We start from the raw sequence: 23,333 nt of genomic DNA on the forward strand, positions 1-23,333 counted from the left end.
CCATGAAAACTATCTCATTGATCTATATCATCACGATCCTGCTCAGCGCGATCAGTTACCAGGCCAGCGCACAAGACCCCTATACGATCTACGGCGAAGTGCGCTCGACCGACGGCAAGCCCCTGCCGGGCGTGCGCCTGGAGTCGATGAAACGCCACAGCACCACCGCGACAGACGGCGAAGGCCATTTTAAGCTCCTGTTCTTCCCGCCAGCAGACACGATCAAAGCGACCCATGTCGGCTATAAGACCACCTATACGGTCATCAAATCCAGCAGTAGCATTCCCGTTAAGATCACCATGGCCGATACGGTCACCCAGTTGCAGGAAGTAGTAATCAGCACCGGCTATCAGGACATCCCCAGGGAACGGGCGACCGGCTCGTTCAATAAAGTGGACCGTCAACTGCTCGACCAGCGGGTCAGCCCCGATATCCTCAGCCGCCTGGACGGCGTAACCAGCGGCCTGCTGTTCGATAACCACGACACCCAGCAGCGCACGATCCAGATCCGAGGACTGAGCACGCTGAACTATGATGCCGCCGCACCACTGATCGTGCTGGACAACTTCCCGTATGCCGGCGACATCAATAACATCAACCCCAATGATATCGAAAGCGTGACGGTGCTGAAAGATGCCGCGGCCGCCTCGATCTGGGGCGCCCGGGCCGGCAACGGTGTAATCGTGATCACGACGAAAAAGGCCAAAGCCGGGCAGCCGCTGCGCGTCAGCTTCAACGCCAACATCAGCCTGTCGCCCAAACCCAACCTGATGAAGGCGAATCAGCTCAGCCCCGCAGAAGCGGTGGACCTGCAGCGCTACCTGTTCCAGCAAGGCTACTATGATGCCTCCCTGAACGACCCCTCGTTCCCGGGCGTACCGCCCGTGGCCGAAGTGCTGAACCGTGTCCGGAACGGCGAACTGACGGCCGCGCAGGCAGATGCCCAACTGGCAGCATTTCGGCAACAGGACGTCCGGCAGGACATGCTGCGTTACCTCTACCGGCCGGCGTTAGCCCAGCAGTACTACCTGAACCTGAGCGGCGCCGGTCCGAACAACCGCTACCTGCTCTCGGCGGGCTATGACCGAAACAGCAGCACGCTGCGCGGCAATGACAACGACCGGCTGACGCTGCGCTATAACCAGCAGGTGAACCTGACCGCCAGGTGGCAACTGCAAAGCGACGTGATCCTCACACGGAGCAAGGGCACGGCCAACAGCCCCGGTGATTATAACGGCTTTAAAGGCTATAACAAAAGCCTGGCCCCCTACGCCCGGCTGATCAACCCGGACGGCAGCCCGGCGGCGGTCGACCTATACCACAGCGGCGCGTTTACCGACACGGCAGGGAGAGGCAAACTGCTGGACTGGAAGTACCGGCCACTGCAGGAACTGGCGAATAATGACAACAGCAGTAAAGCGACCGACATCCTGGTCAACCTGGGCAGCAGCTACCGGATCGCGCCCTGGTTGAGCGCCGACCTGAAATACCAGTACCAGCATGCCCGTAACGATGCCAGGCAACTGGCCAACCTGAATGCGTATTCCGCCAGGGACCTGATCAACACCTACACGCAGCTCAACGGCGACCAGCTGACCTATGCCATTCCCAAAAAAGCGATCCTGACGACCACCGAAGGCCGGAACCAGCAGCAGGCCTTCCGGGGTCAACTCAGCGCGGACCACCGCTGGCAAGCGCATTCTATCTCGGCTATCGCCGGAGCCGAAGTGCGCGAAACCCGGCAGAACACCACCTACCAGACCACCTATGGCTATGACGAAAACACGCTGACGCTGAGTCCGGTCGATTATGCGAATCTGTACCCGACCTATGCCAATATCAACGGTGATGCCTACATCTTCAATGGCAACCGCTTTTCGCAATACGTCAACCGCTTCGTGTCGGTGTTCACGAATGCCTCCTATACGTATAAGGACCGGTATACCGTCTCCGGCAGCGCGCGGCGGGATGCCTCGAACCTCTTCGGCGTAGCGACTAACCAGCGCTGGGTACCGCTCTGGTCGGCGGGCCTTCTCTGGCGGGCCGACCAGGAACCGTTCTATCATATCAGCTGGCTGCCGCAGCTGAACCTGCGCATAACCTATGGGTCGAGCGGTAACTTGTCGCCAAACGAATCTGCGTTAACGCGAATCACCTATATTAACGCTTCCCGTTCCCCCGTTAACCTGCCATCCGTGGGCATCGCTGCGCCGCCCAACCCGCATCTGCGCTGGGAGCAGGTCAAGACGTTTAATGCCGGTGTCGACTTCGGGCTGTCCGGCCGCCGGATCAGCGGCTCGCTGGAGTACTATACCAAGCATTCGACCGACCTCATCAATAGCGTGCTCCTTGACCCGACGACCGGGTTCTCCAATGCGAACCAGAATTCGGCGGCGATCTTTACCAAAGGCATGGATGTGGTGCTGAATACGCTGAACATCGACCGGGCGCTCCAATGGCGTTCGATGATCCTGTTCAATTATGTCCGTTACCAAGTCACCAAAAATCTAAACCCACCGCCCGCCCAAGGACTGGTCAGTGACGGCACTTTCATCTTCCCGACGCTAGGTCTAAACCCGTATACCGTTGCCAGTTATCGCTGGGCGGGGCTCGACCCGAAGACCGGCGACCCGCAGGGCTACGTGAACGGGCAGGTCAGCAAGGATTATGCCGCCATTGCTACCAACCCAATCGAACAGCAGGTGATCAGCGGTCCGGCCGTACCACCGTTCTTTGGCTCCTTCCGGAACACGCTGGACTGGAAACGCTTTTCCATGGCGGTAACACTGGGCTACCGCTTCGGCTATTACTTCCGCAAGCCGACCACGAACTTCAGCACATTGGTCGAGAACGGTATCGGTTACCAGGATTACGGGCAGCGCTGGCAACAGCCAGGCGATGAGGCCCATACCCAAGTGCCCTCGTTCAGCTATCCCGGCGATGCCCTGCGTGACCAGTTCTACCGCTTTGCGGAGATCAACGTCGACCGGGCCGATAACATCAAGCTGAACGACCTGTACCTGAGCTATACCCTACCCCTCACGAAGCAGCGAGCTGGTTTTTCCTCTATACAATTTTACCTGTATGCGAATCAACTGAACCTGCTGCTCTGGAAGGCCAATCAAGACGGGATCGATCCGGACTTTATTTATGGCATCCGCACCCCGGCCACTTATTCTGCCGGTATCAAGATCAACCTTTAATGCTGAACCCATGAAACACACGAAAAAGAAAATAACGCCCGGCCTCAACCTTTGCTGCGCCATGGCCGGTGTGCTAGCCTGTCTGGCACTTAGTTCCTGCAAAAAATATCTAGAAGCCAAGCCGGACCAGAGTATCGCGACACCATCCACCCCGGAGGACCTGGAAGGTATCCTGAACAATTACAATTTTGTCAATGCGCGGTATCCTTCGGCCGGCGAGATCGCCGCGGATAATTATTACCTAAAGACCGGCGACTATAACGCCCTGTTGGAATACCAGCGAAATTTCTATACCTGGCAGAAATATGGCAAGAACCTCGGCACCGACTACATGGCGCCGTATAATGCGATCGAGTACGCCAACGTGATTCTGGACGCGCTGCCGAAGATCAGCATCAGGGAAGAAAGCCGCAAACGGCAGATCGAAGGCAGTGCGCTGTACATCCGGGCCGCCTATCACTACGCGCTAGCCCAGTTATTCTGCGGCGTCTATCGTCCCGCGCGTGCCGACAAGGATCTCGGTATCGCCGTCCGGCTGACCGCTGACATCGCCGACAAACCGGTCCGTACGACCATCGCCAACACCTATATCGCGATCATCGCTGACCTGCAAAAAGCCATCCCGGAGTTACCGCCGCTGGCCGATACGAAATTCCATGTCAGCCGCTGTGCCGCCTACGGCCTGCTGGCCAGGGTGTACCTGAGTATGAGCGATTTTCCTAACGCTGGAAAGTACGCGGACGCTGCACTGGCAATCTATTCCACGCTGATCGACCTCAATAAAGTGAATGCGAACGCGAACGTGCCTTTTCCTCAGTTCCATGACGAAGTGATCTACGATGCCCGGGTCGCCGCCCCGGCAGCACTGCAACAGGCTCGCGCCAAGGTGGACACGCTGCTCTATGCGAGTTACGCCGCCAATGACCTACGTAAGGCCGTTTACTACAAAAACAATACGGATGGCAGCAAAGCTTTTAAAGGGACCTACAGCGGACAGGCGAACGGAGCCTTATTCACCGGAATCGCTACAGATGAACTGTACCTGATCAGCGCGGAAGCGAAGGCCAGGGCATCGGATATCAGCGGCGCATTGCAGCGCCTGAATACGCTGCTGAGCAAGCGCTGGAAAACGGGCACCTTCACGCCGGTGACCGGCACTGATGCCGCGCAGGTCCTGACCAGAACACTGGAAGAACGCCGAAAAGAACTGCCGTTCCGTACGCTGCGCTGGACCGATCTGCGGCGGTTGAATGAAGAGCCGGCAAGGGCGATCCTGCTATACCGGAATATCAGCGGAACCCTTTACACTTTGAAGCCGGGCGATCTCCGCTACGTCTTCCAGATCGATGAAGAGGCGGTCAGGTTGAGCGGGCTGGAGCAAAACCCATAAAAAAGGGGGGCTTTAAGCCCCCCTCCTGTTAATTCTTCATGTCAATGTTCGGATCCGCCGGCGCATGCGCCTGCTGGGAAGCCCAGAGATTCGCTTTTTCGGCATTGAACTCTGAGGCGACCGGGGTCTGGCCGACCGCACGGCTGGTCGATAAAGTCACCCCGCAAACGTCCTGCGCACCACTGCAAGGATTCGTAGCGGTCGCCACGTAGTTATTGATGTTCTGGATGTCTGCCTGTGCAGCAGAACCGGTATAGGCATAAAAATTACTGTTCACTTTCTTAGCGGTGAATGCGCTGGTGCCAAAGGCCAAAGCGATGGCCAGGGCAGGTAATACTAACTTTTTCATGGATACATTTTTTAAAATAAGAATTGATGAATGGAATCTTACCCGTGGTCACAGGGACGGGCACGGCCTGCCGGGGCTGCTGCATGGCAACAACATGGGTCAGTTTAGCGATGGGAAAGCCGGATCCTCCTTTCTCTGTTCTCCAGTACTATAGCGAGGATGTTCAACAGCAAGACAATGACGTTCAAGATCAGGTGAGCGGTCCAGCCCATACCGGCAATCACGCCGCCGCAACTGCAGGGCAAATGCGGAAAAAAGCCGGAGACCGCCAGGGCCACGTAAGTGGTGAAGACCAGCATCAATATCGCTGAAACATACAGCCCGATCCTGCGCGTACGCCGGAACAGCAAGCAGGCTGCCGCCAGCAACTCTGCTGCGGGCAGGACGGGCACCAGGACGGGCAATAACGCCTTCGGCAATGCCTGGCGGCCCATGCTGAGCCGGTAATCTGCATAAGCTAAAAGCTTACTGACCGCTGTATGCACGAAGAGCAGCACCAGCAGCGAGATGACCATATCGATGATAAATGACCTTTTCATATGCTACCCTAAAGGTACCGGCCAGGTAATGAAGGCATGGTCAAACAGATCACCGGATTGAGGGAATAAGATCACCATTTCTTGTGACCGGTCCAGGTAAGATATTGATTGGCCGTCCGGTTCCGGCCGGCGTCCGCCAGGGCCGCAGCGGGGTTTACGGCCAGTTGACTGGATAATAACCGGCAAATAATACCGATATATCGATACCTTATGGTGACATAGCCACGGAATTAACAAGAATTAGGGATCAGCGCGGCATCCTACACAGCATATACAGCAGAGCGCCCACTCGAAGGCGACGTCATTGTAAATAATTGTATTGAAGCTTAAACCAACAAAACAATTATCCAAATGACCTCCAGCCTGAATTAGTGCATATTATGTTTAAATAAATAACACTAATATATTTGTTAGACATCAAGGTATCCTTATTAAAAAGATGTTCAGAATGACCTCAATGTCTTTATAATTTGAATAAATAATAAAGGAGGTATATTTTGAGCTGTATATGATTTAAAAATCAAGTATGCACGATTGGCAAAGTTACGCAGTGAAGCATGTGATGCAATACCCTATCACATTAGCCAAAGGGCAGTACGTTGGAAACAAGACAAAAGAACTTGTATCTGGTGGCATCATCGTCAGTGAAACGGTTTTTGAGGCAGGAATGTGCTCAGATTGGCACTTTCATCAGAATCCTCACTTCTCCCATATTTTAAGTGGTGGAAGCATGGAAGAGCGGCCACAATCTACTGAGCATCAGCTACCAGGGAAGGGATTGTTTTATTTTCCGGGCATACCGCATCGAAATGTAGCTTATCAGCCGGGAACCAGAATTATTAATATTGAACTTGAGCAATCTTTTTTTGAGCACCACCAATTGGAAAGCCCTAAGGAAAGGCTGATGTTTGATGCAAATGAGATGCTGAATACCGGTGGCCTTATCAAAATTCTTAATGAATTTAGATTAGATGATGCCGGCACCCCTGTAGCCATAGAACAAGCTTGTGTAGAACTGATAAGCAGTAAGCAAGAGACGCGTCACCCCGGAATAGAGTGGATGAACAGAATCAGAAGTTTACTAAATGACCATTGGAATAATCCCATCACCCTTGTTGATCTAGCCGCACATATGGGTATCCATCCGGTAACCTTATCGCGGCTGTTTACTGTTGCGTTTCACTGCACGTTCGGCGAATATTTGCGCAGGCTAAAAGTTGAACGTTCATTCACCCTGATCAGAAATAAGAAACATTCTTTAACAGAGGTCGCTTATATGTGTGGCTTTTATGACCAGGCACATTTCACCCGCACTTTTTTAAACACCACCGGTACGCTTCCCAAAGCTTACCGCGGTTTTTAACCCGCTGTTAAATCCATACAATTTTTAAAAATTACGACAATTTACATTTGCTTAAAATCAACAGCAAATGGAAGTCGACTATGTGATCCGGCCAATACAGCATTCCGATAACGCTGCAATTTGTAGCTTGATCAAAGACGTTTTAGCCTCTTATCAAGCCAACAAACCAGGTACGGCATTTTACGATGATAGCCTAAAAAACCTAAGTCAAACATTTACAGAACCCGGTTCAGGCTATTGGGTGGCTGAACGATACAAGGTGGTCATTGGGGGTTGCGGTATTTATCCAACGGATGGTTTGCCTGCCGGACACTGTGAACTCGTGAAGTTTTATGTTGCACCTAACGTTCGGGGCAGTGGTATCGGAGCCGCACTATTTGATAAAGCATGTGACTTCGCGCGATCTGCAGGTTATACCCATATATATCTGGAAACGCTTCCAGAGCTTCTTACGGGCTTGGCATTTTACGAAAAGAAGGGATTTAATTATCTGGCTTCTCCGTTAGGCAATTCCGGCCATTTCGGCTGTTCAATATGGATGGAAAAAACACTTTAGAATTAACACATATGCAAAATCAATCAACTATAAGCATCAAAGTAGCGCAGCTTATTTTTAGCCTCGTACTAACTTATTGGGGGTCGGCAATGGCGGCCTTCGCTCAGTCAGATCCAATAAAACTAAAGGGTATTTTCAAAGAATACCAGGAGGACAATCTCAAATTACATCCGATCAACGCAACTTTTTCGGGTGACCATCGATATGATGGCGAATTAGCCAATGATATCTCACAAGCGTTCATTAAAACTTCAGTCAATGTTGACAGAAAATATCTTCGCCGGCTACAAAGCATAAAAAGAGAGCATCTGAGTATTGCCGATCAGATTTCCTACGATGTGCTCAAACAGATATTGCAAACCGATATGGATGCCGCCAATCATCACCTGGAATATTTGCCTATCAACCAGTTCTCCTCTATACCGCTTCTGATCGGACAATTAGGTTCAGGACAGTCGGCGCAACCGTTTCGTAATTTGAAAGATTATGAAAATTGGATCAAACGCATCAGTGCGTTTGAATTATGGGCAGATACAGCAATAGCCAATATGAGAAAAGGTATGGCCTCGGGTGTTGTATTGCCTAAGATCCTGGTAAAGCGAATGATCCCGCAGATGGAAGATCTCGGGAAAAATGATACTTCTAACGTATTTTTCGGTCCTTTAAACCGCATACCCTCAGCTATTAGCGGCGAAGCGCGTAAGCAAGTTCAGCATAAGCTAAGCAAAGCGCTCGATATGGTTTTGTTGCCTGCCTACCAACGCATGGCGCTATTTTTGAAGAATGAATACCTGCCTGCGGCTACTGATTCTGCGGGTCTCTCGGGAATTCCTGGTGGACCGGCAATGTATCGCTATTATATCCAACTGTTCACCACCACGAACAAGACGCCTGATCAGATATATGACCTGGGTCTAAAAGAAGTCGCGCGAATCAAATTGCAAATGGAGGCGATCAAAAATAAGACCGGCTTTCAAGGTTCCATGCAGGATTTTAACCAGTTCCTGAAGACTGACCCACGCTTCATGCCTTTTAAAAATGCTGAAGAAGTGCTGCAAGCTTACCGTAATGTTTACCAAACTGTTAAGCCGCATCTTTCCGAACTTTTTAGCATATTTCCCAAAAGTAAATTTGAGATCCGGCGGGTTGAAGCCTTTCGTGAGGCTTCGCAAAACGGGCCATCTTACGCTATCGGTTCACTTGATGGGTCTCGTCCGGGAATATTTTATGTACCTGTTCCGGATGCTACCAAGATCAATATGGTAACGCTGGGCCTGGAGGCGACCTTTATACACGAGGCCATCCCAGGACATCATTATCAGATATCGCTTCAACAGGAAAACACCTCACTTCCGGCTTTCCGGCGACAAATATCATTCAGCGCATTTACCGAAGGCTGGGGACTTTACACGGAATCACTCGGGAAGCAGTTAGGATGTTATACCGATCCTTACCAGGAAATGGGTGCGTTAAATAATGAGTTGTTAAGGGCTATCAGACTTGTAGCAGACGTTGGCTTACATGCAGGCAAAATGAGCAAGGAACAGGTGATCGACTACATGCTTGCCAACCAATCTATCAGTTTCGCTGATGCAACCAGTGCAACGGAAAGATACATGGCGATGCCCGGTCAGGCCTTATCTTACAAGGTCGGTGAGTTGGAAATGGTCCGTATCCGAGAGAAATGCAAAGCCCGCCTTGGCAAACAATTCAAACTGCTTAGGTTTCATGACGCCTTATTGAGCCAAGGGGACATGCCTTTAACGGTACTTGAACAATACATGGATACCTGGGTCAAAAGTGAAAAAGCCAGGACTGCGCTTAAGCATAAATAATGCTTTATGCCAAAAAAAACTTAAATTTATTCACCGAGGGAAACGATCCTACTGGATACAATTAAACGTTACCGTATATGAAGAAAAACGAAGCGAATCCACTAGGTAAGCAACCATGAATTATGTAACGATCGCGCCACCGGCGCACTTAAAATCTTTTGTCCGTTACTTTTGGGCGCTGGAATATACGCTGGCGCCAGGTGAACAAAATTACGTTTACCGATCGATAGCGGATGGCTGCGCTGAGATCGTTTTTCACGTGAAAGGCCTATTTGATGATTTACTGGATACCAGTGTCCAAAAAGGCTGGCGTTCGGGTATGCATTTTCAAAGTTCCCGGTACACCAGGTTCATTACATCAGAAGACTTTGTCATATTCGGCGCTTACCTGTACCCTTATGCAGTACCTCTGTTATTTAATTTTTCGGCCCAAGAAGGCAGTAACCTTTCTGTTGAATTAGACGGCTTTCTTTCCGCTTCCGATGCCAAGCGCCTGGAGGAACAGATCGTGCTGGCAGACAATCACGCTAAGCGAGCCGAGATATTGAGTCATTATCTTAGTGCGCGACTAACCACTGTACAACGAAAAGATGAGAGTATCATTGCTTCCATCCAGCAGGTCATTCACTCCAATCAACCTCACACCGTGAGCCGCCTGGCGAATCAAGCTAACTTGTCTATGCGTCAGTTCGACAGGAAGTTTAAACACTATGCCGGATTCAGTCCGAAATTTTATGCTAAGATCTCGCGATTACACGACGCACTGGAGCGTTACAGTGGGCATCAAACGCTAACCCAGATCGCCGTGGATTGCGGGTATTACGATCAATCGCATTTCATACATGATGTGAAAGCATTTACGGGCTATCACCCGAAAGCTTATTTTTCCGGAAAAGCAGAAGGCACACAATTTCGCGAATGGTAATCTGTCTTGTTTTTACAATTTTGTAATGAAGATGGGTGATAATTTTGAAGAAAAAAAATATGAAAAACACCCATTCTTCGGCCGATCAAACCATTGTGCCTTACCTAATTTTAAAAGATGCAGCGGCATTTGCCACTTTTGTCTCTAGGGTATTTAGTGCGACAGAAATTATCAGAACGTTAAGGGATGACCAGACGATCATGCATTGCGAGGTAGTGATAGGAAACAGCAAAATCATGTTTGCAGAAAGCACTGATGAGTACCCGGTACAAAATGCAGGTATGTTTATTAACGTAATTAGTTGCGATGAGCTGCATCAACTGGCAATAGCGAATGGTAGCCGATCCATTTTAGAACCTGAAACGCAACCATTCGGTCGTTCATCAGGTGTTGTGGACCCATTCGGCAATACCTGGTGGATCACATCTCCCCTATCAGAAAATTAATAAGCTACCGTACCTTATCCTTATAAAGGCAGGAAAGTTTGCATCAATCAGAGCGGCAAACTTTCTTATTCCTCTTATGAAGCAGACAATTACATTTTTAAACTGTTGTGATCAAGGTGAAATCCGAATGCCTCAAAAGTTAAGGACTGAATTTGATGCTGGAAGCCCGATGCCGACATTATTAGATGTATGGGGTAACGGGCTCCAGCGTTTCCTTCCAAAGTCTTCAAAGTTTTGATACGTGCCTATCTTCACAAATTTTTTAAATCCATATGGTATACCTTCTGCGCCTAAGGGCGAGTTACGATCTGCCAAATGGAAATGTAGATGAGGGCCGGTAGACTGCCCGGTGAAGCCAATTGAAGCGATCACCTGACCAGCCTTGACCCGCTCACCAACTTTTACGCTGACACTACCCGGCTTTAGGTGTTCATAGAAAGCGAAGACATTGGGCGCTATTTGCATAGCAATATAATTACCTGTCGCGCGGCTGCTATCATGAGCGGGATGAGCAGAAAGTGTTTGACTTTCTTTAAAGGTATCTACAGCTGCGGCTATTACCCCATCTTCTACTGCCAGCACATCAGCGCCATAGCCATACCAGTTTTTGATCGAATCCTGATCGCCTTTTGCGAAACGACCTGAAGAATCCAGCTTAATAAAGTCTATGGCAAAGCGTCCAGGTAATCTATACGTTCCGTCGACCGCATAATACACCCGGCGGTGCCCTCTTTCCCAAACCGGATCGTAAACAGCAGCCCAGTTGTCACCCGATAGAGGACTGCCAATTAAAAGCGGTTGTTTATTAGAAAGTTGGGTTGAAACAGACACTGTTTGAACAGTACGATCGCCATCCGGTATATAGGTCAGGATATTGTTTAGCGGGTGAAGATCTCGTCCCATTTTTGGAACTTCCATATACATAAACGTACTGGTTCCTGGCGCTAACTTATTGTTTAACAACTTTGTTCTAAGTCTTGCTTGAAGCTTACTACCGGAAAGATCGACGATAGTCTGCCCGTTTTTGCCTTTGACTTTAAGGTTTAATATATTAACTGGTGCTGTTCCCCGGTTACTGATCAACAGTTCATAATATAGCCACCGTGTGCCATTAATGCTGACCGGATCATATTGGGCATTAACAGTCAGTTTCACCTGACCACATACCAACGTGGTCAGGTGAATCATGAGATAAAGAAATAAGTAAATGAAGAGTGCGGTCGCTTTCATTTTAGGTTAGTATAGTTGATCTACCTGGGTATCCATATTATCTTCAAAACGCTGTGCCGATGCCCCCGAAGATACCGTAATCTCCTTTATTGGAAAAACTGTAATCAATACGGGCATAGATGCGTTTTTTGGGTAACAGTTGTGAACGCAGTCCACCGCCAAAGGCAAATTTGATATCTGCATTGTAAGCTTTGAAAAAATTAGCGGTACCGTCTGCGGCACTTGCAAATAATACATAGCCTAAACGCGGGTTGGCCTTGTCAAATAGCGAGCGGAATTCCGCCTGAACTGTCGCTACCTGCTGATTAATGTACAGGTTTCGCCACATACCTCTAAAGCTTCTATCAAAGGTAAAATATGGCAGTTTGTAAAATGGCACATTGCCGCCCCATACTGCATCAGCATAAGCTTGCAGTGCAAAACCAGTGGTGCCATTACTACCACCAATACTGAAGTACTTTCTGTAATCGAACTGGACTTCATTATAGGCATATCTACCCGTCTTTAATAAGCCATATTTTAGAAAGTTCAGTTCCATGAAACTTCCTTTAGTTGGAAATAAGATATCGTTCCTGTTATCATATTGTATAGTCGGGCCCAAACCGGTCAGGAAACCGCCCGCCGTGCCAAATGGTAACACCACCTCACTGTTATCAAATTTTGCAGCAGTGTAATTGCTAAGTTCATACTTGAGGCCAAAGCTCCAACTTTTGGATAAAAAATGAGCTACGCTACCGCTGAACGTCAGGTTGTTGTTTACATAGGACTCCCTGTTTTTACGGCTGACATTCGGACCTATACCAAAATAATAATTTTTGTCGTGACGATTATATTGGATCTGCGCAACGACATGCCAGCCTTTAGGCGAATAGTTGTAGACGGAGAAGCTATTGCGCCATTGTTTGCCACCAAAACCATAGGCGGTTGATAAACTATACATAGACGGGCGATATGGCGCTCCCGCGGGTGCAGCCAGGTCATTCTTCAGCAAAGTGACGTTCAGACCGATCATAAAACCAGTTTCAGGGGTATAGGTCAAAACAGGCTGCGGAATCAATTCGAACGGCAGCGTAAACGCCGGTACAAAGCAACAGTGCTCAACTGAATCAACCGCTTTAGCTGTCTGGGACTGTTGGTTACCTGATCCATCAATCTGCCAGATCTTTAAGGTTCCGCTTTTGTCCCAATAGGGTGCGTCACGCACGTCCGATTGCTTAACAACCCTTCGGCGATCTGCCAATGACCAGCCGTTCAGTTCGCCGGATTCATCTAAGCTATAAATTGAACTACCGTCACTATTGTAGGAAAGCGCCTTGATCTTTTTTTGATGACCGTAAATCTCGACAACTACAGAGTCGCCGCTCAGGTCCCGGATCTGAATTACATTTTGACCTGTTGTCGTCGCACTTTGGTTAACATCCGTTGGATGATAAACCAGCAACTGCTGAGTTGACCGCTCCCAATGCGATCGTCTGGTCTTTAAACTCCCGGGGTCTATTTCAACTATATTTTGCCCGCTCGTGTAGGCCAGTGCTGATCCGTCAGCGTTCAAGTCAATTGCGTTTATAGTTGCAGGAACATTTACTGTCTTCAGAATCTTCCAACCGGGTAACTCCACCAGGCTAAGTTTAGCGCTTATCCAGGTTTTTGAGTGCACAACGTATAACCGATCACCAGTTTTGTCAAACACACCAGCAATGGTTTTTACCGGTAATTCGAAAGTTTTATCCCCCTTATCTTTGCTGATCGTATACAGGATCGTTGTTCCGTTTTCATCAGCACAGATCAAAGAAGTACCGGAGCTATTGAATGTGATATACTTTGCACTTTGTCCGGGTGACGCCAAACTGTAAAGTTTACGATCTGACGCTACATCAATGATCACGATAGAATCAGGCTTTGTTTGAGCCATTAGTCCGGTTGCTATATTCACTGCGTTTGGCATATATCGCTTTTGCTGGGACATCGCGGGCAACGCTGGCCAGGCCAAACAGATAAATACAACGATGCTCGGCTTTAGCCACAGCCTGGTCAGGAATTTGCCAGGCATTAACTTTAAGAGGCCGACAGACCTGTTAAAGTATTGATCTCTAATATTTTTCATTTTACAAAGCTGCTCTTCGCTTTGTTGATGAATGAAAACTTTGAACGAACTACCGGAATTAATGAACCAATTGAGTTTGACTCCGGATCTTAGCGGCTTAAGCCCTTAGCTATTGATCCGCTTCCCGTTTTTTAGCGGCCCATCTTGTCACCAGCACCCCAATGACGGCCAGACATGCACAGATCACCTGGCGCGTCCAAAAGTTACCAGTCACATAGACCAGAAAGTTAGGGTCTGTGGGACTGAACATACTTTTGATGAATATTGCTGCCCCTACAGCCATCATTATCATCCCTAATACCTGCAATGCAATATATTTCATGATTAATTATTGTGTTTAAATCGCTATTTAAGACATGATCTTATCTTTCATAAATGCTGTAAAAGCTTCTTTATAGGTGTGACCAATAGGGATCGATTCTTTAGTTGTCAGATAGACCATATTGCCCTGGATCATATTGATATGGCGAACCGAAACAATGAACGATTTGTGAACACGCAAGAATTGATGCCCAGGTAAGCGCTGTTCAAGGTCTTTAATGTTCAATAAAGCGATCTTGCGTTGTTCCTGTTGGGTATAGATACTTACATACTGTTTCAGCCCCTCGATATAGATAATATCATCTATATCGATCTTGATCATTTTTCCTTTCAATTCGGTTTTTACCAGCAGGTAATCGTTTATCGGAATTACATTGCGACCGCATACCGCTAATGCGCGGTTGGCTGCCTGTAAAAAGCGTGAATAAATTATCGGCTTCAATAAATAATCGACCACCTCATTATCAAAACCGTCCAGGGCATATTCCTTATAGGCGGTCGTCAGGATCACTTTAGACTTGCCTTTGAGTAACTTTATAAATTCAATTCCTGTTATACCGGGCATTTGCACATCTAATAGGACGAGGTCCACCTTTTCCCGCAGAACGAACTCCAGCCCCTGGACCGGGGAGGTTGTTGTGTGTACCAATTTTAAAAAGGGTGTTTGTTCAATGTGCAGACGCAACAGTTCTATTGCGTGTTCTTCGTCGTCTATGATAATACAGGTCAGCATATTAGAGGTCAATTTTAATTTCTGCAATAAAATAATCGGCTTGCTGCCTGATATTGAATGACTGATCGTTTCCATAGAGCAGTTCCAGCCTTTGCCTGATATTATCCAAACCGATACCGCTGGACAGTTCCTTCAAGCCTGATTTCTTCCGGTTCCCTATATAGAAATTGAACCTGCCTTGTTTTAATGACAATTGGATATTCAATGGATTATCGGAGTCGTTAAGGTCGCCGTGTTTAAAGGCATTTTCAACTAATGTGATCAGCATCAAACGCGGAAACCGTGCCGAGTAATTATCCACGTCTATCATGCTTTTGATTCTTAATCCGTTATTGTAACGCATCTGGTTCATCGCGATGACATTGTTCATATGATCGATCTCCTTCGATAAGGTCGCCTTCCCTTGCCCGTCCTCTTCAGGTTCCAAAGCATAACGCATTACCTCTGATAGCAGGGCTACGGCATTCGCAACCTCCATATTTTCTTTTACACATTTCGTAAAGATCAAACTCAAAGAATTAAACAAAAAGTGCGGGTTGATCTGATACCTTATCGCAGCCAGTTCCGCACTTAGCTTTTGTTTCTCCAATTCGGACTCCCGGGCTTTTTTCTGTCTTAGCTCGACAGAAACCGCGATGGCTATGGTAAAAAGCGTCATAAAGCAGGCAATGGCTAGCTCCCATATCAAAAACTCCTGAAGAGAAGTGTTCATCCGCCGGGCGATCGTCGGATCACCCAGGTGAAATTCCATTAAATATTCAACCGAGGTCAGCACAATAAAAAATAGCACCAACTTAAGAAGTAATGGCTTCCATTTATTTGAACGGACAAAAGGCAAAGCGATCTGGTAGATCAGGATATAGTATATGACGCTTACCTTTAATATGCCGAAAGCAATACCTGGTATCCATTCACGCTTGTCACCGTACCGCTGATATACTGTTTCGGGACCTTCCAGCCAGGCAGCATAAAAGATCAATAACGCAAATACGCTATAGGTGGTCAGGATAAACCTGTACCGTCGCCAGAACATCATTAACCAAATCTTAGCGTCCATTACCGGATCTTTTTATTGATAAATAGTACAGCAGGTATATAAAACATTCAATCTTAATGCCTTAGCAAGCTCCAGCATTGACAGCGCCAGCGTTTCAAAGATAGTGCAGGCGATATTTCAGGATCACGATTTTGAACCAATTGGCATTTAACCTGCACCAAAAGCATTTCCTGAACGACAAACGCAAAAATCAACAGGTCAATTCAATAAATCTCATTGGGCCACTGATCAAGCGCATTCGCATTAAAAAACTGTTGGTATCAGCAATAGCCGTGTTGGTTCAACAAATTCAGGCGGCGTACCTGCCGCCGATATTTTTGTATCAGGCCGGCCAATCAGATCCGGGTAATTCAACTGATCTAGACGAATCATCAAATGAAAATTATTTCGAAAATTCAAACACCAAGTTGCGATATGAGCACCCTACAGATCTTTGGACTGTGCATATTCATCCTTTTTTCAATTAGCTGTACTTCCAATAATATGAATAATAACAAACCCGAAGTCCAGACCATGAATGGCATCGTACGTGGTATCGCCACTAACAGCTATATGATCTTTCAGGGAATTCCATATGCCAAACCACCTGTGGGTGAACTCAGGTGGAAGAGTCCACAACCCGTTGGTAACTGGTCAGGCGTCAAGGAAACTGTTATGCCTGCAGCAAAGTGCATGCAACTGGCGGGCGGACCTGGTTCCAAAATCGTTGGTAGCGAGGATTGTTTATACTTAAACGTCACCAAACCTGCCAGCGCAAGCCGTATGTCTTTAAGGCCGGTTATTGTCGAGTTACATGGCGGCGGCTTCCATAGCGGGGCCGGCGCGGAAATGGATGGCAGACGCCTGGCGGTGCTGGGAGATGTAGTGGTTGTAACGATCAATTACCGGTTAGGCGTCTTCGGTTATTTCGGCTATCCCGGACTGGAAGGCTCAGGGAGCTTTGCGCTTCAAGACCAGGTGGCGGCGTTAAAATGGGTTCACGACAATATCAGCGCCTTCGGTGGCAATCCCCGTAATGTTACCCTTATGGGGCAGTCATCCGGTGCGTACAGTACCGGTGCATTGCTTACCTCTCCCCTAGTCAAGGGGCTCGTACACAAAGCTATTCTGCAAAGCGGGTCGCCCATGATGAGCGCACCATTCGGAACAATGGTAGATGGCCTGGCGGTGCCGTCTGTCTATATATCTCAACAAGAAAGCGAGCAGTACGGGAACTTTATGGTTTCAACGGCTAAACTGGGCTGCGAAAAAGCAGCTGATCCATTAGCCTGCCTGAGAAACTTGCCTGCTGCAAAGCTTATGCCCATTCATCAAGCCATGATCGTACCAGCCTACGGTGGTGCTTTGCTGCCCAAAAACCCTGTAAAGGCTATTCAAGATGGCACATTTAACCGGATCCCGGTCATCATTGGTAACACGCACGATGAAGAACTCGGAAAAGCAGGTGAGCCGTTGGACGAAAAAGAATTTGACGAACGACTTAAGAAGGCTTTTGCCGCTGATGCGAGCAAAGTTAAAGAACGCTACTCCATAAAACGATATCAGAGCTTTGCCATGGCCTGGAGCGCCATAGTGACCGACCGTGTCTGGATATGGCCATCGCATGTCGCGGCCGCTAAAATAGCACCATTAGCACGTGTCTATCAGTATGAATTTAACGATCCGACCCCGCCACAGATCCTGGCCAAGGCATTTGGTGTAAAAGCGAATCTGAAAGGAGCATTCCATGGCGCTGACGTTATCTATGCTTTCCCATCCGGTGGACTTCTAAATAAGGAACAGACCCTGTTATCTGATGATATGATCAAATACTTTTCAACTTTTGCGCGCAGCGGAAATCCCAATACCGGTGGTTTGCCAGAATGGAAGCCAAGTGTAAAAGGTGATCATCAAACGCTATTGTTCAGCCCGGGCAAGAACGGTATTAAATCAGTTGATTACGTCAAAGAACATAACTTAGACCTATGGGATGCTATCGCATTGAAATCAAAAAGAATATAACGGTTCAATCAACCACAAATCAAGGTTGCAGTTTTCCTGTAAAAAGTTTTAATTCTTTTTGCAAGTGGCTCGTATCATAATATCCATGTTGAATGGCTGTTGCGAACAAGCTATTGCCATCATGCGAATTGTTCAGATGGAGATAAGCATGCATGAATCTTTGCAGCCTGATATATTCTTTAGGAGTTAACCCGATATAATTCTTAAAATTTCTTTCTAACCACTTGTAATTGACCCTGGTTTTTTTTGAAAGGTGATCCACACTCACCTGACCTTTATATAACATAACAATGCCTAAAACATCTTCTAATATCTTATTCGGTATGGTGATCGCATTAAGCTTCTGCATAAAACCCTCGATAGCTTCCAGTTTCTGGTTGGTTGAGGATCCACCTTCTACGGCCTTCAATAATTGCGCTCCACGCGTGCCCAAAGATGCTGCCAGGCTCCAAACCGGTTGCTTTCTCAAGGTGGCGGGAGTTACTCCGAATGCCTGATAAAATAAAACAGGATTGAATCTTATGATCAGCAAACTGTCTGTTTCAGCTAATTCATCAAAATATACTTCTTCCAAATATTGACTAGTTAGCCAGGCTGAGTGAATCGTGTAAGATCGATCCTTCTGCGAAACTTTAATGTAACTGTTTGAACTATCAAAGAATGCGATCGTAGGCGTACCATCATTAAAAGCCAGTCTGTTTTTGTTAAAATCCGTAGCGGTTATCCTGTAAGAATTCTCGATAAACAGCGCTTTGTGAGCCTTGCCAAGACTGTTCTTCACCTCACCTAAATGAGACTGTTTTAAGATATGATGAAATAATTCTATTGGCATAACACAAAGTTATCGGAAATAATATGTCTTAGATGGATAATTAATGTCTAATTTTTACCATAACACCCTCATACAGAACCTGAGATTTGTATAAAATAATACTTATGATTTTACCTATTATGGCCTATGGTTCACCTGTTCTGCGACAAGAGAGCGTGGACCTTCAACCAGATTATCCAGAAGTTGATCAACTGATCGCAAATATGTGGGATACCATGTATAACGCAACAGGTTGCGGATTAGCTGCACCTCAAGTGAATCATCCTATCAACCTTTTCATCGTCGATAGCCAACCTACCTATGACGCCATGACCGCGGAAGATAAGGCATTGTACTACGATGGTGACCAGGGTGTTAAGGAGCTCTTCATCAACCCGCACATCACCTATTTTCCGGACCGGTACTGGTCAGATGATGAAGGATGTTTGAGCATTCCAGGTTTGGTCGGCTCGGTTAAAAGGCCTTGGCAAATCGCAATAGCCTATCAAGACGAAAATTTCGTATCAAAAAATGCAATTTTCAGCGGAATGACAGCCAGGATGATACAACATGAGTATGATCACCTGAGAGGCAAACTCTATTTGGAACACTTGAGCCCACTGAGCAAGCAACTGATGAACCGGAAATTGAGCAAGATCTTAAACGGAAAATATGCTAGCAAATACCCATTAAAGTATGTGTAAACGCACGAGCGAATATTCGAACATCAGTTCATTCGCGATTTCAGACGATAACCTGTAGCATACTATCGATAAGACTATATTGATTGAGTAAGCCTGAGATCAGCAAGCATTTATCATTACAGACATCAGCAAGTTAACACCTAACCATATCACTACTGTTCATGTTGACCAATGGTTAAAGATAAGGATCAGACCAAGCGCCGGCTGATAGAAGCCGTTGGTGAACTATTAAAAAATGAAGGCTATAAAAGTTTAGGTGTTAACCGGATCGCAAGGCAGGCCGGGGTCAGTAAAAAACTGATCTACCGCTATTTCGGCAATGTCGATCACCTGATCGAGGCTTATGTGGTTGAGAACGATTACTGGCTAACATTCTCCAAGTCGTTTAAGCAACTCGAAGCTGAAAGCGATACTTTGCAGGTCAAACAATTTATTACCGATCTGTTGCAAAACCAATTCAAATACTTCCTTAAGGAGGATGAAATGCAACGGCTCATCCTATGGGAAATCTCCGGCAACAGTGAACTGATGAAAAGCATTCACCGCGCCCGGGAAGCAAAAGCACAATTGCTGCTTGACATAACAGAGGCGCGCTTCCAAAACAAAAATGTCAACTTCAGAGCCCTTGCCGCGCTATTGGTCGGCGGCATCTATTATACCATTCTCCACGCCAACTCCAATGGCAGTATCTTTTGTGATATAGACATCCATTCCTCAGAGGGACAAAACGAGATCTTAAAAACTATTGAGAGGGTAATTGACTGGGCTTCTCTGGAAACGTAGATTATTTGGTTTTCCGGTCTTTCCTTAGCCCGATCGCTGTCCGGCAGCGAGCTGGTTTAGCTCTTTAGTCTAAAGTGGCGCTCCTCCTTCCCTGTTCTCAAAAACTATCGCGACAATAGCCAACAGCAGAAAAATGATAGTTAAGCCAGATGGGCAGTCCAATTCATACCGGAGCTCACCCCGCCACAAGTGCATGGCAAATGCGGACAAACTCCGGCGACGGCTAAGCCTAAAGAGATTCATTATTTGTGATGACCAAAGACAAGGTTTTCATCACAGGTCACGCGCCATCAAACGGCTCAGGTTTTCCCGGGTCATATTGAGATAGGTGGCAATGAGGCGCACTGAGGTCTTGCGGAAGAGATCCGGCTGCAATTTGCGCGTTTGAAGGTAGCGCTCTTCTGCTGACCAGGTCATGAGGCGTTTACGGAACCGTTCCAGATGCTCATGCCGCCGAACGAAAATGTCTTTTAGTTTTATGGCTTGCGGATAGTCTTGCAGCATACTATGAAGGTCTGTATAGCGCAGTGAGATCAATACCGAACGGTCCAGGGCCTCCAGATAACGGTCAGTGCTTTCCTGCCAGTAACCTTCATAGGAAAAGATAAGGTCGCCGGCATCATAGAAAGCCAGTGTGTGTTCCTTGCCGGTGTGATCGAAGTAGTAAGCGCGACAGAAACCCTGAGACAGGAACCAGAGCCTTGTTTCCGGCTGACCGGCTGCATGAATCACCTGGTGTGGCTGATAGATCTCTTCATGGCAAGCCTGTTCAAGCTTACCCGCCAATGGCGCCGGCAAAGTGATCAAATTGTTCAGGTAAGCAATGAAAAAAGCAACACTCATCTCTCCGGCATTTGTGCTAAAGTTCGTGTATAAGATGCGGCCAGGTGGTGACATCCTCCTCCGGAGATGTAAAAAGTTAACTTTTTGTTAAATAATCGTAGCGTGTCACCACTTTAAGGAATTTTGAGGGATAAGTTTAAGGGTTAGATCTTATTACGATGATACAACCTTTGAACACATTTACAGACCGACTTTACGCCGCGATGGAACGGCAACTTACGCACGCACAATTGGATCATGCATCTGTTCTGGAGCAGATCAAGGCGTCGATCCTGATCTGCAAGAAAGCGATGAGCAAACTGAAGAATTATATTGCTGCCTACCAAATGACCGCGCAGGAAGAGATCACCTTTTTCAAACACATCAAACCGCAGTTTTACAGCAAATACATTTATTATGTCAATATGTACAATTACCTGATGCAGAAGCCCACCGGTGGTGAAAGTATCCAGGAGGATTACATCCGGGCCAACCTGTTCGAGCTCAAAGCCTTTTTTGACCATAACCGGGCATTTTACAGCTATTACCGTTCAGGCATGATCCAAATGGACGAAGTCTATTTCACCCGGGGCGGCTTTGACGTCTTTGCAGAACTGGAAGATTTTGAGGAAGATGAGCAATACAGTACCAGCCATGATTACAAACTATCCAAGATCATCGCCAATGAAAAGTTCCAGGATTTTTTGAACCTGGAGCTGGCTAAAACCGGAAATGAGGACATCGTAGCGCTGAACGGCCAAAAGATATTTCCCTTCAACCATCCACAATGGACGGCGAGTCAGACCGATGCTGCCGAATTACTTTATGCTTTGCAGACGGCCTGCGCCATTAACAACGGCAATATCGAGATCAACGAACTGGTGGGCATTTGGGAATTCATCTTTCAGATGGAGATCAACGAGCCGTATCACAAACTGCTGGATATCACCAAGCGAAAAAAAGAGGTATTTGTTTTTTTGAACCGACTAACCAATAGCTTCCAAAATTTTATTCTCGAAAAACTGGAATAGCGGCCCGGTACTTATGGGCGCTAAATGACTTGAGATCTATCAATTAAGTGGTTCTGTAAGACGTATAAAAAGAGTTTTATCGTCAAATCTATGATCGATGTGCACTTACACATTTAGGCAGAGCGTCTTAAAGCCGGTACCCATAAAAAATCCTGCCAGAATTTATTTTGATTCTTAATCGATGCATTTCTGTCCCTATTTGATGAATAAGCGCACCACCCGTTGACAGGTGGTGCCTTATTTTTTTAGGAGCCAGCCACCTTTGTTCTGCCCGGCAGCATGGAGCTCCGGGATCAAATACAAAGAAGATGCTCAATACGATATCCTGGCAGCAATACGTTTCTGCTGTCCTCCTCGTCACCGCAGCCTGGTACGCTTATGTAGCCTTACATTACTACCGCGCCGAGCTTTCGGCCTTCCTGAAGATCAAACCGGCTTCCAGGCAGCTCGTGCCACCTGTGGCCAACCATTTGACAGATGTGATCGGCGCTATAAAACCTGACCCGGATACCGGGCTTAGCGATCCCGGCGACCTCATTTTTGCAGACAGCCAAAGCGATGACATCAGTGACCTGACGTTGCCCAAAGGGCCGTCAGATGAACTGCTTGGATCGGCATTAACCCTGATCGAAGCTTACCGGGACAATAACGATAAAGCCGGTTTCCTGTCCATGCTGAAGCTACTGGTGGAACAATATGAACCGCTCAGCGACGAGATACACCTGCCCGCCGTTATCGCCGCGCTCCAACCTATTGCTCAAGCAGATCTGCCGTTCGGTATCGACGATACGGAATGGCCATTAACCTTTTAATCCCTATAAAGCTCATGAAAAAGAGAATTCAAACCCTTACGGCGGCCTTGCTGCTGTGCACAGCGGCAATGGCCCAGGACGGCAATGCCGGTATTACGGAGGCGACCAATCAGGTCAAAAGTTATTTCGACACCGGTACCAATCTCATGTATGCGATCGGCGCCGTGGTCGGTCTGGTCGGTGCGATCAAAGTTTACAAGAAATGGAACGATGGTGAACACGATACCGGTAAGGTGGCTTCCAGTTGGTTCGGCTCCTGCATCTTCCTGGTGGTGGTGGCTACTGTGCTCAAATCATTCTTTGGCGTTTAATCACCCG

At 47.5% G+C, this 23,333-nt stretch carries 23 protein-coding genes; 14 read left to right on the plus strand and 9 right to left on the minus strand.

Annotated elements, in window-relative coordinates:
* Window positions 1-2 precede the first annotated feature (2 nt).
* Window positions 3-3,203: a SusC/RagA family TonB-linked outer membrane protein gene (locus GO816_RS10155; protein WP_157541739.1), complete on the plus strand. Its 3,201-nt coding sequence runs from the start codon at window positions 3-5 to the stop codon at window positions 3,201-3,203.
* A 10-nt stretch (window positions 3,204-3,213) separates the two neighbouring features.
* Complete coding sequence (locus tag GO816_RS10160) at window positions 3,214-4,593, plus strand: RagB/SusD family nutrient uptake outer membrane protein (RefSeq protein ID WP_198171477.1); 1,380 nt, start codon at window positions 3,214-3,216, stop codon at window positions 4,591-4,593.
* 28 nt (window positions 4,594-4,621) lie between these two features.
* On the opposite strand, the gene GO816_RS10165 is transcribed toward GO816_RS10160, so the two are convergent.
* A complete protein-coding gene (locus GO816_RS10165) occupies window positions 4,622-4,942 on the minus strand; it encodes a DUF6520 family protein (RefSeq protein ID WP_157541743.1) in 321 nt (106 codons plus the stop codon).
* A gap of 104 nt (window positions 4,943-5,046) precedes the next feature.
* Entirely contained in the window at window positions 5,047-5,481 is a 435-nt protein-coding gene (locus GO816_RS10170; RefSeq protein ID WP_157541745.1) for a MauE/DoxX family redox-associated membrane protein, read from the minus strand.
* A 526-nt stretch (window positions 5,482-6,007) separates the two neighbouring features.
* On the opposite strand from GO816_RS10170, the gene GO816_RS10175 reads away from it, so the two are divergent.
* The 5 genes from GO816_RS10175 (at window position 6,008) to GO816_RS10195 (ending at window position 10,606) form a co-directional block, all read left to right on the plus strand.
* Window positions 6,008-6,844 (plus strand): helix-turn-helix transcriptional regulator, encoded by an 837-nt coding sequence (locus GO816_RS10175; protein ID WP_198171478.1) that lies wholly within the window; start codon window positions 6,008-6,010, stop codon window positions 6,842-6,844.
* A 67-nt stretch (window positions 6,845-6,911) separates the two neighbouring features.
* The gene (locus GO816_RS10180; protein WP_157541747.1) at window positions 6,912-7,400 is read left to right on the plus strand and encodes a GNAT family N-acetyltransferase; all 489 of its coding nucleotides are present in this window, start codon (window positions 6,912-6,914) and stop codon (window positions 7,398-7,400) included.
* A complete protein-coding gene (locus tag GO816_RS10185; protein WP_157541749.1) occupies window positions 7,379-9,235 on the plus strand; it encodes a DUF885 domain-containing protein in 1,857 nt (618 codons plus the stop codon). Before GO816_RS10180 ends, GO816_RS10185 begins: the two co-directional genes overlap by 22 nt.
* 115 nt (window positions 9,236-9,350) lie before the next feature.
* Window positions 9,351-10,160: a helix-turn-helix domain-containing protein gene (locus GO816_RS10190; RefSeq protein ID WP_157541751.1), complete on the plus strand. Its 810-nt coding sequence runs from the start codon at window positions 9,351-9,353 to the stop codon at window positions 10,158-10,160.
* Window positions 10,161-10,219: 59 nt separating this feature from the next.
* Window positions 10,220-10,606: a VOC family protein gene (locus GO816_RS10195; protein ID WP_157541753.1), complete on the plus strand. Its 387-nt coding sequence runs from the start codon at window positions 10,220-10,222 to the stop codon at window positions 10,604-10,606.
* 132 nt (window positions 10,607-10,738) lie between these two features.
* Here the strand turns inward: GO816_RS10195 and GO816_RS10200 are convergent, their stop codons facing one another.
* The 5 genes from GO816_RS10200 to GO816_RS10220 all read right to left on the minus strand — a co-directional run bounded on the left by GO816_RS10200 (window position 10,739) and on the right by GO816_RS10220 (window position 16,051).
* Window positions 10,739-11,836, minus strand: coding sequence for a M23 family metallopeptidase (locus GO816_RS10200; RefSeq protein WP_157541755.1), 1,098 nt, complete (start codon window positions 11,834-11,836; stop codon window positions 10,739-10,741).
* Between the two features lie 43 nt (window positions 11,837-11,879).
* Window positions 11,880-13,940 carry a BamA/TamA family outer membrane protein gene (locus tag GO816_RS10205; RefSeq protein WP_157541757.1) on the minus strand — a complete coding sequence of 687 codons (2,061 nt, stop codon included), beginning with the start codon at window positions 13,938-13,940 and terminating at the stop codon, window positions 11,880-11,882.
* A gap of 109 nt (window positions 13,941-14,049) precedes the next feature.
* Window positions 14,050-14,262: a hypothetical protein gene (locus tag GO816_RS10210; RefSeq protein WP_157541758.1), complete on the minus strand. Its 213-nt coding sequence runs from the start codon at window positions 14,260-14,262 to the stop codon at window positions 14,050-14,052.
* A gap of 27 nt (window positions 14,263-14,289) precedes the next feature.
* The gene (locus GO816_RS10215; RefSeq protein ID WP_232336542.1) at window positions 14,290-15,069 is read right to left on the minus strand and encodes a LytR/AlgR family response regulator transcription factor; all 780 of its coding nucleotides are present in this window, start codon (window positions 15,067-15,069) and stop codon (window positions 14,290-14,292) included.
* Entirely contained in the window at window positions 14,996-16,051 is a 1,056-nt protein-coding gene (locus GO816_RS10220) for a sensor histidine kinase (protein WP_157541760.1), read from the minus strand. Before GO816_RS10220 ends, GO816_RS10215 begins: the two co-directional genes overlap by 74 nt.
* Window positions 16,052-16,182: 131 nt before the next feature.
* Between GO816_RS10220 and GO816_RS18720 the strand changes: the two genes are divergently transcribed.
* On the plus strand, window positions 16,183-16,518 hold the full coding sequence (locus GO816_RS18720) for a hypothetical protein (protein ID WP_198171479.1): 336 nt from the start codon (window positions 16,183-16,185) through the stop codon (window positions 16,516-16,518).
* Between the two features lie 16 nt (window positions 16,519-16,534).
* The gene (locus GO816_RS10225; RefSeq protein WP_198171480.1) at window positions 16,535-18,052 is read left to right on the plus strand and encodes a carboxylesterase/lipase family protein; all 1,518 of its coding nucleotides are present in this window, start codon (window positions 16,535-16,537) and stop codon (window positions 18,050-18,052) included.
* 19 nt (window positions 18,053-18,071) lie between these two features.
* Here GO816_RS10225 and GO816_RS10230 read toward each other — a convergent pair whose 3' ends face one another.
* Window positions 18,072-18,884 (minus strand): helix-turn-helix domain-containing protein, encoded by an 813-nt coding sequence (locus GO816_RS10230; protein WP_157541764.1) that lies wholly within the window; start codon window positions 18,882-18,884, stop codon window positions 18,072-18,074.
* Between the two features lie 104 nt (window positions 18,885-18,988).
* On the opposite strand from GO816_RS10230, the gene def reads away from it, so the two are divergent.
* Both def and GO816_RS10240 read left to right on the plus strand, forming a co-directional pair.
* The gene (gene def, locus GO816_RS10235) at window positions 18,989-19,567 is read left to right on the plus strand and encodes a peptide deformylase (protein WP_157541766.1); all 579 of its coding nucleotides are present in this window, start codon (window positions 18,989-18,991) and stop codon (window positions 19,565-19,567) included.
* A 171-nt stretch (window positions 19,568-19,738) separates the two neighbouring features.
* Window positions 19,739-20,350 carry a TetR/AcrR family transcriptional regulator gene (locus tag GO816_RS10240; RefSeq protein ID WP_157541768.1) on the plus strand — a complete coding sequence of 204 codons (612 nt, stop codon included), beginning with the start codon at window positions 19,739-19,741 and terminating at the stop codon, window positions 20,348-20,350.
* A gap of 273 nt (window positions 20,351-20,623) precedes the next feature.
* Here GO816_RS10240 and GO816_RS10245 read toward each other — a convergent pair whose 3' ends face one another.
* Entirely contained in the window at window positions 20,624-21,193 is a 570-nt protein-coding gene (locus GO816_RS10245) for a Crp/Fnr family transcriptional regulator (protein WP_198171481.1), read from the minus strand.
* Window positions 21,194-21,363: 170 nt separating this feature from the next.
* Between GO816_RS10245 and GO816_RS10250 the strand changes: the two genes are divergently transcribed.
* From GO816_RS10250 to GO816_RS10260, 3 genes are all read left to right on the plus strand, one after another.
* Complete coding sequence (locus GO816_RS10250) at window positions 21,364-22,203, plus strand: RteC domain-containing protein (RefSeq protein WP_198171482.1); 840 nt, start codon at window positions 21,364-21,366, stop codon at window positions 22,201-22,203.
* A gap of 308 nt (window positions 22,204-22,511) precedes the next feature.
* Entirely contained in the window at window positions 22,512-23,015 is a 504-nt protein-coding gene (locus GO816_RS10255) for a hypothetical protein (RefSeq protein ID WP_157541774.1), read from the plus strand.
* Between the two features lie 14 nt (window positions 23,016-23,029).
* Window positions 23,030-23,326, plus strand: a complete 297-nt coding sequence (locus GO816_RS10260; RefSeq protein ID WP_157541776.1) for a DUF4134 domain-containing protein — start codon at window positions 23,030-23,032, stop codon at window positions 23,324-23,326.
* Window positions 23,327-23,333: the final 7 nt, after the last annotated feature.

Source organism: Mucilaginibacter aquatilis (genome assembly GCF_009755275.1).
GTDB classification, from domain to species: Bacteria; Bacteroidota; Bacteroidia; order Sphingobacteriales; family Sphingobacteriaceae; genus Mucilaginibacter; species Mucilaginibacter aquatilis.